We start from the raw sequence: 17,559 nt of genomic DNA, 5'->3' as shown, positions 1-17,559 counted from the left end.
GCTCGCCAGTGTAAGTCGATAGCAGGCTATTCGATAGCCTCGTACGGGAGCCCGACGTAATTTTCTGCAATGGTTTTCTGCCCGGCTTCCGAGCTGACGAAGTAGTCCAGTTCCGAAGCGCTGATGCGCTGGCTGAATTCATCGTGCTCGTCGAAGCGATGCAGCATCGACGTCATCCACCAGGAAAACCGCTCGGCTTTCCACACCCGACGCAGGCAAATCTCTGAATATTTTTCCAGCAGATCGCTACGACCTTCTCGATAGACCTTCAGCAGAATATTGAACAGCGTACTGACATCGCTGGCCGCCAGATTCAAGCCTTTGGCACCGGTGGGCGGGACGATGTGCGCGGCGTCGCCGACCAGGAACATCCGGCCGTACTGCATCGGTTCAACGACAAAGCTGCGCAGCGGCGCGATGCTTTTTTCGATCGAAGGGCCGGTCACCAGTTTTTCCGCGAGGGCCACCGGCAGGCGGTTTTTCAACTCATCCCAGAAACGCTGATCGCTCCAGTCATCGACGTTTTCATCCGCTGGCACTTGCAGGTAATAACGCGTGCGGGTGGCCGAACGCATGCTGCACAAGGCGAAGCCGCGCTCGTGACGGGCGTAGACCAGTTCATCGTGAACGGGTGGTGTGTCGGCAAGAATGCCCAGCCAGCCGAACGGATAAACCCGCTCGAAGATCTTCAGGCAATCGACAGGAATCGACTGCCGCGCGACGCCGTGGAAGCCATCGCAACCGGCGATGTAATCGCAGTCGACGCGCCACGATTCACCGTCCTTTTCGAAGGTGACAAAAGCTTCGTCGCTTTTCATGTCGTGGGGAACGACATTGCTCGCCTGATAAATAGTCGGCGCGCCGGCCTCCCGACGAGCGGCCATCAGGTCGCGGGTGACCTCGGTCTGGCCGTAGACCATTACGGTTTTGCCACCGGTCAACGCGTGCAGGTCGATATGCACCTGACGACCGTCCAGCGCCAGATCGAATCCGCCATGAATCAGGCCCTCGGCATCCATTCGCTGACCGACCCCGGCCTGACGCAGCAGCTCTACCATGCCTTGTTCAAGCACACCGGCACGGATGCGCCCGAGAATGTAATCAGGGGTCTGGCGTTCGAGGATCAGGGTGTCGATGCCAGCGTTGTGCAGCAACTGGCCGAGGAGCAGTCCGGAAGGACCGGCGCCGATAATGGCGACTTGGGTTTTCAGGGTTTTCATTGTTTTTATGACTCGCAAGCTTCACGCAGCAATAGCCGGTGAATGATTTTATGGATCGAGTGCTTGCATTTTTCCCTTGCGGGTCTGTCAATTGAAGGTGAAAACTGAGCCGATACCTGTACATTCTGCCAATCGGTGCGATTATCGCCCATAAACCCGAGGCCTGGATTGAAGTGATGAACAAGCCTGCCCTGCCTTCGATTCCGGTGTTCAAGCTCTATGGTGAAAGCCTGGACTGGCCGACCCCGGACTTGCTGCACTGTGAAACCATTTCCTCGCGCAGTCGCGAACATCAATGGGAAATCAAACCTCACCGCCATGCGGATCTGTGCCAGCTGCTATTCGTTTTCAAAGGTCAGGCAGAGCTTGAAATCGAAGGCCAGCGCACGCAACTCGAGACGCCTGCGATTCAGGTGTTGCCACCGTTGTCGGTGCACGGTTTTCGCTTTTCCGAGGACGTCGAGGGCTTCATCGTCACCCTGGCGACGCCACTGATCAACCATTTGCAGGCGCAACTGGGCGACTCGGTACACGCCCTGGCCCGGGCGGAAAACTACCCGGCCGGCGAGGACGGCGATTACCTCAACAGTCTGTTTGCAGCGTTGCAGGCCGAGTACAACGGCCATCAACCAGCGCGGGAAATGCTCATGCATTCGCTGGTCAGCGTGATCATGGTCTGGGTCAGCCGTCAGGCGATCGTCCGCCACAAGGCCAGTCAGCGCCCACAACGTCAGCGCGAGTACCTCAACGGTTTCATTCAGTTGGTGGAAGAGACTTACCGCCAGCACGTCAAAGTGGAAGACCTCGCCCATCGCCTGGGCATTTCCGTATCGCACCTCAACGGCACCTGCCGTGAACTGGCCGGGCAACCGGCGTTGCAGATCATGCACGAGCGCCAGTTGCTGGAAGCCAAGCGCCTGTTGACCTACACCAGCATGACCATTTACGAGATGTCGGAGTTGTTGGGCTTTTCCGACCCGACCAACTTCACGCGCCTGTTCCGCCGCCGGGTGGGGATTTCGCCAAAGGCATTCCGCGACCGCTTGAAGGCCGAGCAGCAATCCTGAGAACACCCCCGGTGGGAGCGAGCCTGCTCGCGAATACGGCCTTTCATTCAGCAACGATGCTGGCTGACACAGCGCATTCGCGAGCAGGCTCGCTCCCACAGGGATTGCATTCCAGCCCAGGTCAATCAGCGCAATGCATTCAGCGTGGCATTGTGCGGAATACACCGCTCATAGTTGCAGCTCGCATACTCGCGCGGCAGCTGGCGTAACTGCTCGACCCGCCAGGCAGCGGCGCCATACAACGCCAGCGTGGCGGCGCAGGTGATGAAAATCGCGGCGTACCTTTTTGTTTTGATGTTCATGGCGTAGACCTCTGAACGTCTACCTTGCGGTATTACTTTGAGCATAGGTCAGCGGTGCACACTTGCCAGCGAGTTCGCTTGAGGATTTACCTGGCCATTCAGCACACTGATGAGCCCCTGTAGGAGTGAGCCTGCTCGCGATAGCGGTGTGTCAGTCACCGCTGTGCCGACAGAAATACCGCTATCGCGAGCAGGCTCACTCCTACAAGGGATTGCTTTACAGGCCGGCATCCCACGCGGGGTTCTCCGGAAAACGCTGTACGAGGAAGTCGAGCAGGCTGCGCAGCGCTGCGGGCATGTGTTTGCGTGAGGCGTACACCGCGTAGATGTTCATCTGTCGCGGTTCGGCATGTGGCAGCAAACGCAGCAGTTCGCCGTTGTGAATGTGCACCCCGGCCTGGTAGGTCGGCAGCATCGCCACACCCGCGCCGGCCAGGGTTGCGCGCAGGAGGGTGCTGGCCTCGTTGGCGCTGATATTGCCCTGCACCGGCACCGAGACCGGTTGGCCATCCTCTTCGAAATGCCACAGGCTCTTGCCGAAGTAGGAATGGGTCAGGCAATTGTGTCGGCTCAGATCTACAACTGTCCGCGGCGCCGGATGCTCTCGCAGGTAAGCCGGCGCTGCGCAGACCACCGAACGACAAACGGTCAGGCGTCGGGCGATCAGATTCGGATCGAGATCGTTGCTGGTGCGAATCGCCAGATCGATGCGTTCATCGACCAGATTCACCGTGCGGTCGAGCATTTGCAGATCGATGCTCACGCCTGGGTAGAGCTTGACGTATGCCGCCATGGCATCGGCCAGTTGCGCCTGGCCGAACGAGGTGCTGACGCTGATCCGCAGCAGTCCGCGCGGGGCGTCATCGGGTTCGCTGACGGCGGCCTGCATGTCGTGCGACAGGTCGATCATCTGCCGACAGCGCGGGAGGATTTCGCTGCCGGCGGCGGTCAGGCTCAGTTTGCGCGTGGTGCGGTGCATCAGCCGCGCGCCGACCCAGTCTTCCAGCTCCGCCAGATAGCGCGAGACCACCGGCCGCGACAGGTCGAGGTGGTCGGCCGCCGCTGACTGGCTGCCCAGATCCACCACCGTGACGAATACGCGCATTGCTTGAAGCCGATCCATGATTTGCCCGCTTTCAGAAACAAACTATGTTCAAGCATCGCATTTTTTGTACTGAGTCTGGCAACTAAGCTCTGTTGCATCGCCAACCTGGCATTCGAAACTCGGAGCAACAGATGATCGGTTTCACCCAGTTCAAACGCGTGCTGCTCGCCTCAGCATTTTTCGCTTTTGCCGCCCATGCGTCCGCTGCCGAGCTGAGCCTCGATATCTACAACCCGGGCACCCAGGCGATTTTCCCGGTCAGCTCGGTGCTGGTCAGTGGCGAGAAAGAGGCGATTCTGGTCGACGCGCAATTCGGCAAATCCCAAGCCGAGCAGGTGGTGGAAAAGATCCGCGCCAGCGGCAAGCAATTGACCACCATCTACATCAGCCACGGCGATCCGGATTACTACTTCGGTCTCGACACCCTGACCCAAGCATTTCCACAGGCGAAAGTGCTGGCCTCGCAGCCGACCGTTGATCACATCAAGCACACCGTCGATGGCAAACTGGCCTACTGGGGCCCGAAAATGGGTGCCGATGTGCCAGCGAAAACCATCGTCCCGGACGTGCTCAAGGGCGACAGCCTGACCCTCGAAGGGCAGAAGTTGCAGGTGATCGGCCTCGACGGCAAACAGCCGGATCGCAGCTTCGTGTGGATTCCGTCGCTGAAGGCGGTGGTCGGCGGCGTGGTGGTCGCCGAGAACATTCATGTGTGGATGGCCGACACCCAGACTGCGCAATCCCACGCCGACTGGCTGCACACCTTGCACACCATCGAAAGCCTGAAACCGCAAACCGTGGTGCCTGGCCATTACCTGGGTGATAGCAGCCGCTCGCTGGACAGCGTGAAATTCACCGCTGATTACATCAAGGCCTTCGATGCCGAAACCGCCAAGGCCAAAGATTCTGCTGCGTTGATCGCGGCGATGAAAAAGCGCTACCCGCAACTTGGCGAGGAAAGCTCGCTGGAACTCAGCGCGAAAGTCGCCAAGGGTGAGATGCAGTGGTAAGCCGAACCTGAACACGCAGCCTTTTCAAGCCAACTGGAGAATCTCATGAGCAAGATTGCAATCATCGGCGCCACCGGACGTGCCGGTAGCCAACTGCTGGAAGAAGCCCTGCGTCGCGGTCACAGCGTCACGGCCATTGCCCGCGATACTTCGAAGATCGGTAATCGCGCCGGTGTCGTCAGCAAAAATCTCGACGTGCTGGATGCGGCGGCGCTGCAGGCGGCGGTAGCCGGTCACGACGTGGTGATCAGCGCAGCGCATTTCGCCACCGTGCCGGCCTCGGCGATTGTCGGGCCGGTCAAGCAGGCGGGCGTTAAACGCTTGCTGGTGGTGGGCGGCGCCGGTTCGCTGTTGCTGCCGGATGACACGCGGGTGATCGACAGTGCCGCGTTCCCGGCCGAGTACAAAACCGAGGCGAGTGCGGGGGCGGCGTTTCTTGAAGCGTTGCGTCAGGAACAGGAACTGGACTGGACTTTCCTGTCGCCGTCGGCGGAGTTTGTCGAAGGTGAGCGCAGTGGCACCTTCCGTGTCGGCAAGGATCATCTGTTGGTCAGTGCGCAAGGGCGTAGCTGGATCACGTTTGCCGATTACGCGATTGCGCTGATTGACGAAGTGGAAACGCCGAAGCATTCGCGCCAGCGTTATACGGTCGGATATTGAGTCAAGACTTTTCCCCTCACCCCAGCCCTCTCCCGGGGGGAGAGGGAGCCGACCGAGTTGTCTTGGATCACGCATTGACCTGAACGACCGTGTCGATTATGGATTCGGCGCGGCTGTGTCAGGTCGATGAATTTCTTGAGCATCCCCCAATCAGTTCCCTCTCCCTGGGGAGAGGGCTAGGGTGAGGGGAGAAGCTTCAGCGCAAATGTGCCTGCTCAACCAGCCAAAGCATCAACTCTTCCAACTGCGGCGAGGGCTTGGCTGCAGCAGGCACCACCACGTAATACGCCAACCCCGTCTTCACCTTCAACGCAAACGGCATCACCAGCCGCCCGGCGTTCAGATCATCACCAATCAGCGACCAGTCCCCGATCGCCACGCCTGTGCCATGGGAGGCCATCGACATCGCCTGATCCAGCGTTTCGAAATGCTGCCCGCTACCCAGGTTACTCAGTTGCAAACCCGCCGCATCGAGCCACACCGACCAGTCCTGAAGGTCGTGGGTCGGGTGCAACAACAGATGCGCCTGCAGATCCTCCGGTGAATTCAGCGCGGGCGAGCCCTTGAGCAATTGCGGCGAGCAGACCGGTGTCAGTTGCTCGTCGAACAGATGCAGCGCGCCTGGCGAATTATCCGGTGGCGAGCCGTAGATCACGGCAGCGTCGAATTGCTCGCGCTGAAAATCCACACCGTGTTGCAGCGAGGCCGTCAGTTTTACCGGCACGTCCGGGCGCTCCTTCTGCCATTGCAGCAGACGCGGCAGCAGCCAGCGCATCACGCAGCTCGGGGCCTTGAGTTGCAAAGTCTGATGTTTGAGCCCGATCTGCTCGGTCGCTTCGCCGATCAGTCCGAAGACCTTTTCCACCTGCGGCAGCCATTCGCGGCCTTCGGCCGTTAACGCCAGACCGCGGGCCAGACGAATGAACAACGGATAACCGAGCTGTTCCTCCAGCCCGGCGATCTGCCGGCTCACCGCGCCCTGAGTGATGTGCAACTGCTCGGCGGCGCGGGTGAAGTTGCAACATTGCGCGGTGATCCAGAACGTGTGCAGAGCGGGCAGGGGAGGCAGGCGTTTCATGGCGATCCGAGGTATGACGGGAGGACATGGCTAGTATGACTTTTAATCGATTGTTGCTGCCAGTTGTGCACCGTTCCAATGAACGCATTCCACGGCTTTTCTGTAGGAGTGAGCCTGCTCGCGATAGCGGTGAGTCAGTCACCGCAATGTTGAATTTCATGACGCTAACGCGAGCAGGCTCACTCCTGCACAAGCTGTGTTTCAGCGAACGAGAAAGGGCAATCAACATGGCAACGTGCGGCGAAGTACTGGTCAGGCTGTTGGAGAATTACGGGGTCGAGCAGGTGTTCGGCATTCCCGGTGTGCACACCGTTGAGCTGTACCGAGGCCTCGCCCGTTCGAGCATCAACCACGTCACGCCTCGCCATGAGCAGGGTGCCGGCTTCATGGCCGACGGCTATGCGCGCACCAGCGGCAAACCCGGTGTGTGTTTCATCATCACCGGCCCGGGCATGACCAATATCACCACCGCCATGGGCCAGGCTTACGCCGATTCGATTCCGATGCTGGTGATCTCCAGCGTGCAGTCGCGCCATCAGTTGGGCGGTGGCCGCGGCAAGTTGCATGAGCTGCCGAACCAGAGCGCACTGGTCGGGGGCGTTGCAGCGTTCTCGCACACGCTGATGTCTGCCGCCGAGTTGCCGGTGGTGCTGGCCCGTGCGTTTGCCTTGTTCCAGGCCGGGCGACCGCGTCCGGTGCACATCGAAATTCCCTTGGACGTGTTGGTGGAGGAGGCCGATGAATTGCTCGCCAGCATGCCGGTGAACATCGACCGTGCCGGCGCCGCACCGGCTGCCGTGAGTCGCATGAGCGAACTGCTCGCCAGCGCGCAACGGCCACTGATTCTCGCCGGCGGCGGTGCTATCGACGCGGCGCCGGAGCTGACGCGACTCGCCGAACTGCTCGACGCTCCAGTGGCGCTGACCATCAACGCCAAAGGCATGCTGCCGACCAGCCATCCGCTGTTGATCGGTTCGACGCAAAGCCTGGTCGCCACCCGCGCACTGGTTGCCGAGGCCGATGTGGTGCTGGCGATTGGCACCGAGCTGGCCGAGACCGATTACGACGTCACGTTCGCTGGCGGCTTCGAGATTCCCGGCAGGCTGCTGCGCATCGACATCGACCCCGATCAGACCGTGCGCAACTTCCCGCCGCACGTCGCACTGGTCGCTGATTCGCGCAACGCCGCGCAGGCATTGCTCAGCACGCTGATGCAAAAACCGCTGGCCGAGCGCCGCGATGATTGGGGCCACGCTCGGGCTGCGCGCTTGCGCGATGAGCTGGCCGCGAGCTGGGATGCGCCGACGCTGGCGCAAACCCGCTTCCTTGAAACGGTGTTGCATGAATTGCCCGACGCGGTGTTCGTCGGCGATTCCACGCAACCCGTGTACACCGGCAACCTCACTTTCAACCCCGAGCGTCCCCGCCGCTGGTTCAACGCCTCCACCGGTTACGGCACCCTCGGCTATGCGTTGCCTGCGGCGATTGGTGCGTGGCTCGGTGGACAACTCGATAACGGCGCCCGTCCGCCCGTGGTGTGCCTGATCGGCGACGGCGGCTTGCAATTCACTCTGCCGGAACTGGCCAGCGCCGTCGAAGCGCGGGTGCCGGTGATCGTGCTGCTGTGGAATAACCAGGGTTATGAGGAGATCAAAAAGTACATGGTCAACCGCGCCATCGAACCGGTCGGCGTGGACATCTACACCCCGGACTTCGTCGCCGTGGCCAAGGGCCTCGGTTGCGCCGCGCAAGCCATCAGCAGCGTCGACGAACTGCGCGCAGCGCTGCGCAAGGCGACGGACCGGCAAGGCCCGACGCTGATTGAAATCGACCAGAACCAGTGGATGCAGGCGGTGGCCCCATGAGCAATTTTCCAACCACACTCGATGGCCTCTACATCAACGGCCAATGGTCATCGGGCCGTGAACACCTGCGGGTGATCAACCCCGCTACGGAGGCGCTGCTGACCACGGTCAATGGCGGTGACGAACAGACCGTCGATCAAGCGATCAGCGCCGCGTGCGAAGCGTTCAAACACTGGTCGCAGACCACCGGCACCGAGCGCGCTGCGATCCTGCGCGCCATTGCCAATGGCGTGCGCAAGGGTCGCGAGCATTTGATGAACCTGCAATCGAGCAACAACGGCAAACCGCAGTTCGAAGCGGCGATCGATGTCGATGACGTGATCGCCACGTTCGAGTATTACGCCGAACTCGCCGAAGGCCTCGACGCAAAACAGGACAGCCATGTGCCGCTGCCCAGCGCGGATTTCAGCGCGCGCCTGCGTCGTGAGCCGTGCGGCGTGGTCGGGCTGATCGTGCCGTGGAATTTCCCCATGGTCACCACCGCATGGAAACTCGCACCAGCGCTGGCCGCCGGTTGCTGCGTGGTGCTGAAGCCGTCCGAGGTAACGCCGTTGCCGGAGCTGGAACTGGCGGCGATCATCGCTGAATCCGGTTTGCCCGACGGCGTGTTCAATCTGGTTTGCGGTACTGGTCTGGCGGTGGGGGCGCCGTTGTCGGCGGATCCACGTATTGCCAAAATCTCCTTCACCGGCAGCAACGCAGTTGGCGTGCAGGTGATGCAACGCGCTGCCGAAACCGTGAAGGGAGTCAGCCTGGAGCTCGGTGGCAAATCGTCGTTGCTGGTGCTGGCGGATGCCGATGTTGATCTGGCGGTGGAACTGGCGTGTGGCGGTGCGTTCTTCAACGCCGGGCAGATGTGTTCGGCCACCAGTCGGGTGCTGGTCGCCAAGCAATTGATGGATGAATTCCTTCAGCGTCTGCAAAAACGCGCGCAGGCGATTCGGGTCGCCGATCCGTTCGACCCGGACGTGGAGATGGGCGCGCTGGTCAATCAGGCGCAATACCAAAGGGTGCTCGGACATATTGATCGCGGCTTGAGTGCGGGGGCGCGTTTGCTCTGTGGCGGCAATCGCCCGGCAGATTTGCCGCGGGGCTATTTTCTGCAACCGACGGTGTTCACCGACGTGCCGCTGGACAGCGCGTTATGGCGAGAGGAGATTTTCGGGCCGGTGGTGTGTGTGCGCAGTTTCGGCAGCGAGGCCGAAGCAATTGCCTTGGCCAACGACACCCGGTTCGGCCTGGTGGCGAGTGTGGTGACGCGCGATGCCGCCGCAGCAGATCGCGTGGCCAATGGGTTGCAGGCGGGGCTGGTGTGGATCAATGCACCGCAGGTGATCTTCCCGCAGACGGCGTGGGGCGGATACAAGCAGAGCAGTATTGGCCGCGAACTGGGGCCTTGGGGGTTGGCGGCGTTTCAGGAGATCAAGCATGTGATTCGAGCGGTGTAAAAGCCGACCCTCACCCCAGCCCTCTCCCCGAGGGAGAGGGAGCCGACCGAGGTGTCTTGCGATGTTCGCCGACCTGAAAAATCGAGTCGATTATGGATTCAAAGGTAATCGTTCAAGTCGGTGAACCTCTTCAATATTCCCCAATCTGTCCCCTCTCCCTCTGGGAGAGGGCTAGGGTGAGGGGCTTTTAACGGTCAGACCGACAGCCGCAGCCGCGCCAGATCCCGCAACGGCGGTGCGCCAAACAGCCGGCTGTACTCGCGGCTGAATTGCGACGGGCTTTCATAGCCCACGCGATACCCCGCCGCTGACGCTTCCAGTCCTTCGGTCAACATCAGTCGCCGCGCCTCTTGCAGGCGCAGCTGCTTCTGATACTGCAACGGACTCATCGCCGTCATCGCCTTGAAGCGGTGATGCAGCGTCGACACGCTGAGGTTCACTTCCCGCGCCAGATCATCGATGCGCAACGGCTGCTCGAAATTGCCGTTGAGCCATTTGATCGCCTGGCTGATGCGATGGCTCTGGCTGTTGGCAATCGCAATCTCATACAAGCGATGACCCTGCGGGCTGCGCAGCAGGCGATAGAGAATCTCCCGGCGAATCAGTGGCGCGAGCATGGCGATGTCTTTCGGCGCGTCGAGCAATCGCGCCAGACGCAACACCGCGTCGAGCATGGCGCTGTCGATTTTTTCCACGTACAGACCACGGCCGGTCGGGCGCGTCGGCACGCCCATCGGGCCGGCGTCGGCGATCAGCGCGGTGATTTCCGTCGGGTCGATGTCGAGGCGCACGGCGAGGATCGGTTCTTCGGGGGAGACGTTGACCACCCGCCCGCTGAGCGGCATCGAAACCGACACCACCAGATAATTCAGCGGGTCGTAATTGAAGAACTCGTCAGCCAGTCGGACCTCTTTACGCCCCTGCGCCATGATGCACAGCGCCGGCTGCGCGAGCACCGGGGCGAAATCATGGGACTTGGTGTGGCGCGACATGACCAGCGAGCCAATGGCGGTCTGGTAGCTGCCATCATCGCTGGTGTTGCGGCGGATGATCGCCGCCAGCTCCGCGCGCTGTTTTTCCATGTCGGCGCTGGGTTCGGCTTGAAAACGATCGAATGACGTCATGCACGGCATCCTCGGCAAGTGAGGGGGAATGCAACAGAGCATATGTTTGTGCAAGCAGCGGCGGTAGACACATTCTGCCAAATGCTTGCCTGATTCTGCCCTGAGGTGCGCACATGACTCCCGCCATACAACCCTGTAGGAGCTGCCGAAGGCTGCGATCCGTTGATCTTCAAGGCAAAATCAAAAGATCGCAGCCTTCGGCAGCTCCTACACAAAACGCGTATGACCCACGTGTTGCGCAGGTTTACAGGTTGTTACAGGTCGTCTGCACAGTCTCGCAGGATTGTGCAACGCGAAGGCAGGAATCGACTAACGGCGCTGCCGGCCCCACCCTTAATCTTTGCTTCAGTCGCAGCCCGTCCCCCGGCTGCCACGCGATTTCATGGAGGGTTGATCATGTCCAAGCAGATGCCTGTCAGTCATATGGCCTTCGTTCGTGCCCAGGCCGGGCGCTCGGCGGAACTCGGTGTGCGCCTGAGCGCTTTGATCGAGGTCTCGCGCGCTGCGCCCGGTTGCCTGAGTTTCTCGTTGCAACAATCGCAGTGCGACGCCGACCTGTGGCTGGTCAGCGGCTACTGGAGCAGCCAGCAGATGATGACTGCTTACTTCAACAGTCCGTCGATGGAAGTCTTCGCCGAGCTGGTCCAGGACCTGGTGGTCAACAGCCTCGACTTCCACACCTTCAGGGACGTTTCCGCCGCGCAGGCCCTCGGTCAATGTTCGGCGCCGATACACAAACTCGCCGGTTGAGGGTTTAATGTCCGGCTTAATTGATTGAGCCAGGATCCGCGACATGGCACGTAAAGAGTTTGAACGCTTCGAAGCAGTCTCCGCAGTCGTCCCCGTCGAGCTGGGCGGCAACAAGGGTTATTACGCGGCCATCGCGGTCAAGGCCCTGATCGATGGCGGCGCACCGCGCTTTCACAAATTGCTGAACGATCAGGTGTTTCCCGGCGCCATCGCAGCCGATGAAGCGGCGATCAACGAGCTGGATAAACTCCAGGGCGTCACTGATGACGCCGAGCTGATCTGGTAGTTATTTCTGCGCCCCCGGGCGCCACATCTTGAACAATGCTTCAGGCCCCAGCTGGAAATAATCCGCCGGCCCGCCGCCACGCAGAATCGGTTGTGCGGCGGCGGTGTCGTAGACGCCATCTTTCAGCAGCCATTTGGCAATGTGCACGGCGACCACTTCGCCGAGAATCAGCCAGCTCGGCACGGTTGCGCCATCGGCGCGTTGCAGCTGAATGATCTGCGTGACCTTGCACTCAAAGGACACCGGGCTTTCAGCGACCCGTGGGACGGAAATCACCTTCGACGCCACGGTCGTCAGCCCCGCCAGTTCAAACTCGTTGACCTCCGGCGCGACCATCGCGCAGCTCTGGTTCATCTGCTCGGCCAACGGGCGGGTGGCGAGGTTCCAGACGAACTCACCGGTCTGCTCGATGTTGTTCAGACTGTCTTTGCGCCCGATGCTGGAAAAACCAATGATCGGCGGAATGTAGTTGAAGGCGTTGAAGAAACTGTACGGCGCCAGATTGAGCCGGCCTTCGGCATCCTGCGAAGAGATCCAGCCGATGGGGCGCGGGCCGACGATGGCGTTGAACGGATCGTGAGGCAGGCCGTGGCCATTGGCAGGTTCGTAGAAGTGGATGTCATCGGGCATGGGGAGCGGATTCCTGAGCTGCATTCGGATGCAGCCATAGTGCAAGGACCCAGCGCATATTTCCACCCGGACACAAACCTTGTAGGAGTGAGCCTGCTCGCGATGGCGGTGTGTCAGATATCAGTGATGGCGACTGATACACCGCTATCGCGAGCAGGCTCACTCCTACAGTGGATTTGTGTTGATCAAAAGCACGGTCAGTCAGTCACGATCCGCGAATGCTTCTGGGTGTCTTTCATGGTGATGTACACCAGCAGCGACACGGCAATGCATGCGGTGACGTACCAGTAGTAACCGGTTTCCATGCCGATGCTCTTGAACCACAGCGCGATGTATTCAGCGGTGCCGCCGAAGATCGATACGGTCAGTGCATACGGCAGGCCGACGCCCAGGGCGCGGATTTCAGTGGGGAACAATTCGGCTTTGACCACCGCGTTGATCGAGGTGTAGCCGCTGACGATGATCAGCGCCGCCATGATCAGGAAGAACGCGCCCCACCAGGTCTGGATGGTGTGCAGGGTCATCAGGATCGGCACGGTGAAGATCGTACCGAGCACGCCGAAGGCGATCAGGATCGGGCGCCGGCCGATCTTGTCCGACAGGCCACCGATGATCGGTTGCAGGCACATGAACAGGAACAGCGTGGCGGCGGAAATGGTGGTCGAGTCGGAGATGCTCATGCCGACCGTGTTCACCAGGTATTTCTGCATGTAGGTGGTGTAGGTGTAGAACGCCAGGGTGCCGCCCATGGTCAGGCCGACCACGGTCAACAGCTCTTTGGGGTGGCGCATCAAGGTGCGCATGGCGCTTTCCCTGGATTTTTCCTTTTTGGTGAACGACTCGGTTTCTTCCATGCCGCGACGCAGGTACAGCGCCACGACCGCACACAGCGCGCCGATGGCGAACGGGATGCGCCAGCCCCACGCGTACAGCTGTTCGGTGGTCAGCATGTTTTGCAGCACGATCAGCACGCCGAGGGCGATGAGCTGGCCGGAGATCAGCGTTACGTACTGGAAGCTGGAGAAGAAGCCGCGACGTTCCTTGGTCGCCATCTCGGACAGATACGTCGCCGACGTGCCGTACTCGCCACCGACCGACAGGCCCTGCAGCAGGCGGGCGAACACCAGCAGGATCGGCGCGCCGATGCCGATGGTTTCATAGTTCGGGCTCAGGGCAATCAGCAGCGAGCCGAAGCACATCAGGTACACCGAGGCCATCAGCGCTTTCTTGCGTCCGACCTTGTCGGCGTACATGCCCATCAGCCAGCCACCGATCGGGCGCATCAGGAAGCCGACGGCGAAGATCGCTGCGGTGTTCATCAGTTGCGCGGTGGTGGAACCGGCGGGGAAGAAGGTCTTGGCGAAGTACAGGGAGAAGGCGGCATACACGTACCAGTCGTACCACTCGACCATGTTGCCGACAGAGCCGCTGAAGATCGATTTGATCCGGCTGGCGGTGGTTCTCGGTTTGGCCGGCACGGCAGCCGACCCAAGGGGCAGGGCGTTGGAGTTATCCATTGAAGGATCCTTCGTTTAATTGTTTTTGTGGAGCGCGTCGGAACGCAGCCTGTTGGGGCTATAGCAGGAGGTGTGCCAAGGGGCGGGGGGCCGGTTTAGAGGGGGGTAGAGGGAATGGGTGAGCGGATTTGTGCCGACTGATTGGTTTGTGTGAGCGGATTTCCGCTTATCGGCGTGAAGATCAAAGCCCCTCACCCTAGCCCTCTCCCAGAGGGAGAGGGGACTGACCGAGGTGTTCTCGTGGGTTACATCGACCTGCAATATCGAGTCGAATACAGATTCGGGAAAGCATGAAGATCGGCTCCCTTTCCCCCTCGCCCCTCTGGGGGAGAGGGCTGGGGTGAGGGGGATGGATTTCAGCTACACCACAAATCTCTGCCTCACTCGGCCAAAAACATCTCCCGACTCAACCCATGGCGCTGCATCTTTTCATTGAACGTGCGGCGCGGCAGTTGCAGTTCTTCGAGCACGGCTTTCACATCGCCTTTGTGCCGGGTCAGCGCCGCGCGCAGGCATTGCGCTTCGAAGGCTTCCTGCTGCGCCGCCAGCGATTGCCCCGGATCGATTCCGGCGACCGGTTCATCCAGCCCCAACACCTGACGCTCGGCAACGTTGGCCAGTTCGCGGACGTTGCCCGGCCAGTCGTGGCTGAGCAGGTGACTCAGCTGGGCGCCGGTCAACGGTGGGAAGGTCCGGCCCAGACGCTGGGCGGCGTTCTGGGCAAATGTTTCGAACAGCAACGGAATATCTTCGCGGCGATCGCGCAGCGGCGGCAAGCGCAGTTCGGCGACGTTCAGGCGATAAGCCAGGTCTTCGCGGAAACGTCCGGCGCGGGCCTCATCAAGCAGGTCCGGTTTGGTCGCCGCAACGATGCGCAAATCGACGCGAATGCTCTGATTTGAGCCCAGCCGTTCAAGCTTTTGCTCCTGCAACACCCGCAGCAATTTCACCTGTTGGGCCAGCGGCATGCTTTCGATCTCGTCGAGAAACAGCGTGCCGCCATCGGCGTACTCCAGTTTGCCGATGCGCTTGCCCGAGGCGCCGGTGAACGCGCCGCTCTCATGGCCGAACAGTTCGGCCTCGAACAGTTGTTCCGGGATCGCCGCGCAGTTCAGCGCCACGAACGGTTTGTCGGCGCGCGGGCCGAAATCATGCAGGCAGCGCGCGACCAGTTCCTTGCCGCTGCCGGTTTCGCCACGGATCAGCACGTTGACCGGCAGCGCCGCCAGATCCAGCACCTGCCGACGCAACGTCTGCAAACCCCGGGACACGCCCAGCAACGTCGCATCCAGCTTCGCGCGGTTGTCGGCCAGTTCGTGCAGGGCGCGGTTTTCCAGGACCAGGCGGCGTTTGTCCAGCGCCCGGCGCAGACTGCCGAGCAGGGTTTCCGGGCTGAACGGTTTTTCCAGGAAGTCGTAGGCACCGTCGCGCATGGCTTCAACTGCCATCGGCACGTCGCCGTGGCCGGTGAGCAGAATCACCGGCAGATCCGCGTCGCGCTTCTGCACCTCGGCGAGCAATTGCAAACCGTCCACGCCGGGCATGCGCACATCGCTGAGGATCACCCCGGGAAAATGCTCCGGCAGCGCGGCGAGGCATTCTTCGGCGCGGCTGAACAGCTGCACTTCGAAGCCCGACAGGCTCAGCCATTGTTCGACGGCGTCGCGAATGCTGCTTTCGTCGTCGACCACCATCACCGAATTGAGCATCAGATGTGTGCCTCCAGATCGATTGGCAAAGTAAGACTGAACACCGCGCCGTTGTCGGCATTCTCGGCGCTCAGACGGCCGCCGGATTCATGCACGATGGCGAAGGATACTGCCAGCCCCAGGCCCAGGCCGTCACCCACCGGTTTGGTGGTGAAGAACGGATCGAACACCTGGCCCAGATGCTCCTCGGCAATGCCGCCACCATTGTCGCTGACGCTCAGCCGCCACAATTGCTCGTCGGCCTCCAGACGGATTTGCAGCCGCTTGCAGGCTTTGCCTTGCATGGCGTCCAGCGCATTGCGCAACAGGTTGATCAGCACCTGTTCGAGACGAATCGCATCACCGCGTACCCATGCCGGGCGTGTCAGATGCAGCACCAGGCTGACCTGCTCGTCGCGCAGCCGCGCATCGAGCAATTGCAGCGATTGATCGACCACGGTCGCCAGATCCAGACGTTCACGCAAACCGCTCGGACTTTTGCGGGCGAAAGTCTTGAGGTGGCCGGTGAGGGCGGCCATGCGCGTAAGCATGTCATCCACCGGTTTCAGCGCCTTGTACGCGTCATCCACGCGGCCATGTTCGAGCAGCAGGCGCAGGGTCGCCAGTTGCATGCGCTGAGCGGTCAGCGGTTGATTGATTTCATGGGCCAGCGCGGCGGACATCTGCCCCAGCGCGGCGAGCTTGGCCGACTGCACCAGACCTTCCTGAGCAGTGCGCAAGTCGCGGGTGCGCTCCTCGACCAGACGCTCGAGTTCTTCGCGATTGCGCTGGCGGACCTTGGCCAGCCGCCAGCGCTGGTTGAGAAACAGCAACAGAAACACCAGCGCCAGCCACACCCCAGCGGCGGCCAGCGCGGCGTTGCGCAAATCCTCGAAGGCCACTTGCGGGCGGCGCAGCAGGTGCAGGGTCCAGCCTTCGGTCGTCAGCGGCAGCGATTCCCACAGATAATCCGCCGTGCCCTGCGGGCCTTCGACCCGGCGCAGATCGCTGTTGTCATCGAAGCGCCGTAGCGGCAAATGGGTCAAAGGGACCAGCGATTGCTTGTCGTACTGGCGGGTGGTTTTGATCTCGGCCAGATCGCTGGCGCTCAACGGCCGCAAGGCGCGATAACGCCAGCCCGGCTGGTTGGCGATGAAGATGATCCCGCGCGCATCACTGACCAGCAGCGTGTCGCTGCCCTGGCTCCATTCGCGCTCCAGCTCGGGAAATTCCAGCTTGACCACCATCGCGCCAAGGAACTCGCCGTTGTCCCCGAGCACTGCGCTGGAGAGGAAATAACCGGGAATGCCGCTGGTCACACCCACCGCATAGAAACGCCCGGTGCCTTGGGTGCGGGTCTGGCTGAAGTAGGGGCGGAAGCCGTAATTGTGACCGACGTAACTGCTCGGCAAGCGCCAGTTACTGGCGGCCACGGCCAGGCCGGTGCGGTCGAGCAGTTCAAGGGTCGAGGACTGCGCCGCGCCGTTGATCTTTTCCAGCTTCAGATTCAGTGCGGTCTGCTGCGTCGCATCGACAGGGCCGGCCAGTGCCGAACGCAATTGCGGATCCAGCGCCAGCACGGCGGGCAGCGCGCGGTAGCGGTCGATCAGGGTGTGCAATGAGTTGGCGTAGAGCCCCAGTTGCTGGTTCGCGCGGGTGGCGTCTTCTTCCTGTGCCTGACGCTCGGCGTGGCGCATGGCGAGCGTCGCGGCCACGACAGTGCCGGCGATGATCAGCAGGGAATACAACGACAGACGCAGGGTACGGGAAGTCGGCAGCATGCTGGGCGCAGGAATAAGGACGGGCAGG

The 17,559-nt window shown here is 61.3% G+C and carries 16 protein-coding genes; 7 read left to right on the top strand and 9 right to left on the bottom strand.

Annotated elements, in window-relative coordinates; translation table 11 throughout:
* Window positions 1–26: 26 nt before the first annotated feature.
* The gene (gene pobA / locus LIS66_RS21045; RefSeq protein ID WP_042607338.1) at window positions 27–1,220 is read right to left on the bottom strand and encodes a 4-hydroxybenzoate 3-monooxygenase; all 1,194 of its coding nucleotides are present in this window, start codon (window positions 1,218–1,220) and stop codon (window positions 27–29) included.
* A gap of 176 nt (window positions 1,221–1,396) precedes the next feature.
* Between pobA and LIS66_RS21040 the strand changes: the two genes are divergently transcribed.
* On the top strand, window positions 1,397–2,287 hold the full coding sequence (locus tag LIS66_RS21040; RefSeq protein WP_042607337.1) for a helix-turn-helix domain-containing protein: 891 nt from the start codon (window positions 1,397–1,399) through the stop codon (window positions 2,285–2,287).
* A 125-nt stretch (window positions 2,288–2,412) separates the two neighbouring features.
* Here the strand turns inward: LIS66_RS21040 and LIS66_RS21035 are convergent, their stop codons facing one another.
* Window positions 2,413–2,589, bottom strand: a complete 177-nt coding sequence (locus LIS66_RS21035) for a hypothetical protein (RefSeq protein WP_173867352.1) — start codon at window positions 2,587–2,589, stop codon at window positions 2,413–2,415.
* 217 nt (window positions 2,590–2,806) lie between these two features.
* A complete protein-coding gene (locus LIS66_RS21030) occupies window positions 2,807–3,712 on the bottom strand; it encodes a LysR family transcriptional regulator (protein ID WP_216594656.1) in 906 nt (301 codons plus the stop codon).
* A 113-nt stretch (window positions 3,713–3,825) separates the two neighbouring features.
* Between LIS66_RS21030 and LIS66_RS21025 the strand changes: the two genes are divergently transcribed.
* Complete coding sequence (locus tag LIS66_RS21025) at window positions 3,826–4,704, top strand: MBL fold metallo-hydrolase (RefSeq protein ID WP_042607335.1); 879 nt, start codon at window positions 3,826–3,828, stop codon at window positions 4,702–4,704.
* Window positions 4,705–4,749: 45 nt separating this feature from the next.
* On the top strand, window positions 4,750–5,364 hold the full coding sequence (locus LIS66_RS21020; protein ID WP_042607334.1) for an NAD(P)-dependent oxidoreductase: 615 nt from the start codon (window positions 4,750–4,752) through the stop codon (window positions 5,362–5,364).
* Between the two features lie 196 nt (window positions 5,365–5,560).
* Here the strand turns inward: LIS66_RS21020 and LIS66_RS21015 are convergent, their stop codons facing one another.
* Window positions 5,561–6,442: a LysR substrate-binding domain-containing protein gene (locus LIS66_RS21015; protein WP_042607333.1), complete on the bottom strand. Its 882-nt coding sequence runs from the start codon at window positions 6,440–6,442 to the stop codon at window positions 5,561–5,563.
* 227 nt (window positions 6,443–6,669) lie between these two features.
* Between LIS66_RS21015 and LIS66_RS21010 the strand changes: the two genes are divergently transcribed.
* Both LIS66_RS21010 and LIS66_RS21005 read left to right on the top strand, forming a co-directional pair.
* A complete protein-coding gene (locus LIS66_RS21010; RefSeq protein WP_042607332.1) occupies window positions 6,670–8,307 on the top strand; it encodes a 5-guanidino-2-oxopentanoate decarboxylase in 1,638 nt (545 codons plus the stop codon).
* Entirely contained in the window at window positions 8,304–9,755 is a 1,452-nt protein-coding gene (locus tag LIS66_RS21005) for an aldehyde dehydrogenase family protein (RefSeq protein WP_227972977.1), read from the top strand. Before LIS66_RS21010 ends, LIS66_RS21005 begins: the two co-directional genes overlap by 4 nt.
* 194 nt (window positions 9,756–9,949) lie before the next feature.
* Here the strand turns inward: LIS66_RS21005 and LIS66_RS21000 are convergent, their stop codons facing one another.
* A complete protein-coding gene (locus LIS66_RS21000; RefSeq protein WP_042607330.1) occupies window positions 9,950–10,879 on the bottom strand; it encodes an AraC family transcriptional regulator in 930 nt (309 codons plus the stop codon).
* 396 nt (window positions 10,880–11,275) lie between these two features.
* On the opposite strand from LIS66_RS21000, the gene LIS66_RS20995 reads away from it, so the two are divergent.
* On the top strand, window positions 11,276–11,629 hold the full coding sequence (locus tag LIS66_RS20995) for a putative quinol monooxygenase (protein WP_039758266.1): 354 nt from the start codon (window positions 11,276–11,278) through the stop codon (window positions 11,627–11,629).
* Between the two features lie 43 nt (window positions 11,630–11,672).
* Complete coding sequence (locus LIS66_RS20990) at window positions 11,673–11,915, top strand: hypothetical protein (protein WP_065616695.1); 243 nt, start codon at window positions 11,673–11,675, stop codon at window positions 11,913–11,915.
* On the opposite strand, the gene LIS66_RS20985 is transcribed toward LIS66_RS20990, so the two are convergent.
* From LIS66_RS20985 to LIS66_RS20970, 4 genes are all read right to left on the bottom strand, one after another.
* Entirely contained in the window at window positions 11,916–12,545 is a 630-nt protein-coding gene (locus tag LIS66_RS20985) for a flavin reductase family protein (protein ID WP_227972976.1), read from the bottom strand.
* A gap of 197 nt (window positions 12,546–12,742) precedes the next feature.
* Entirely contained in the window at window positions 12,743–14,062 is a 1,320-nt protein-coding gene (locus tag LIS66_RS20980) for an MFS transporter (protein WP_042607326.1), read from the bottom strand.
* Between the two features lie 380 nt (window positions 14,063–14,442).
* Window positions 14,443–15,771, bottom strand: coding sequence for a sigma-54-dependent transcriptional regulator (locus LIS66_RS20975; protein ID WP_042607325.1), 1,329 nt, complete (start codon window positions 15,769–15,771; stop codon window positions 14,443–14,445).
* Window positions 15,771–17,531 carry a sensor histidine kinase gene (locus tag LIS66_RS20970; RefSeq protein ID WP_227972975.1) on the bottom strand — a complete coding sequence of 587 codons (1,761 nt, stop codon included), beginning with the start codon at window positions 17,529–17,531 and terminating at the stop codon, window positions 15,771–15,773. Before LIS66_RS20970 ends, LIS66_RS20975 begins: the two co-directional genes overlap by 1 nt.
* Window positions 17,532–17,559 lie beyond the last annotated feature (28 nt).

Origin of the sequence: Pseudomonas sp. HN2, assembly GCF_020736465.1 — a bacterium.
Lineage (GTDB): Bacteria > Pseudomonadota > Gammaproteobacteria > Pseudomonadales > Pseudomonadaceae > Aquipseudomonas > Aquipseudomonas moraviensis_A.
This window is presented reverse-complemented; position numbering and strand designations above follow the sequence as displayed.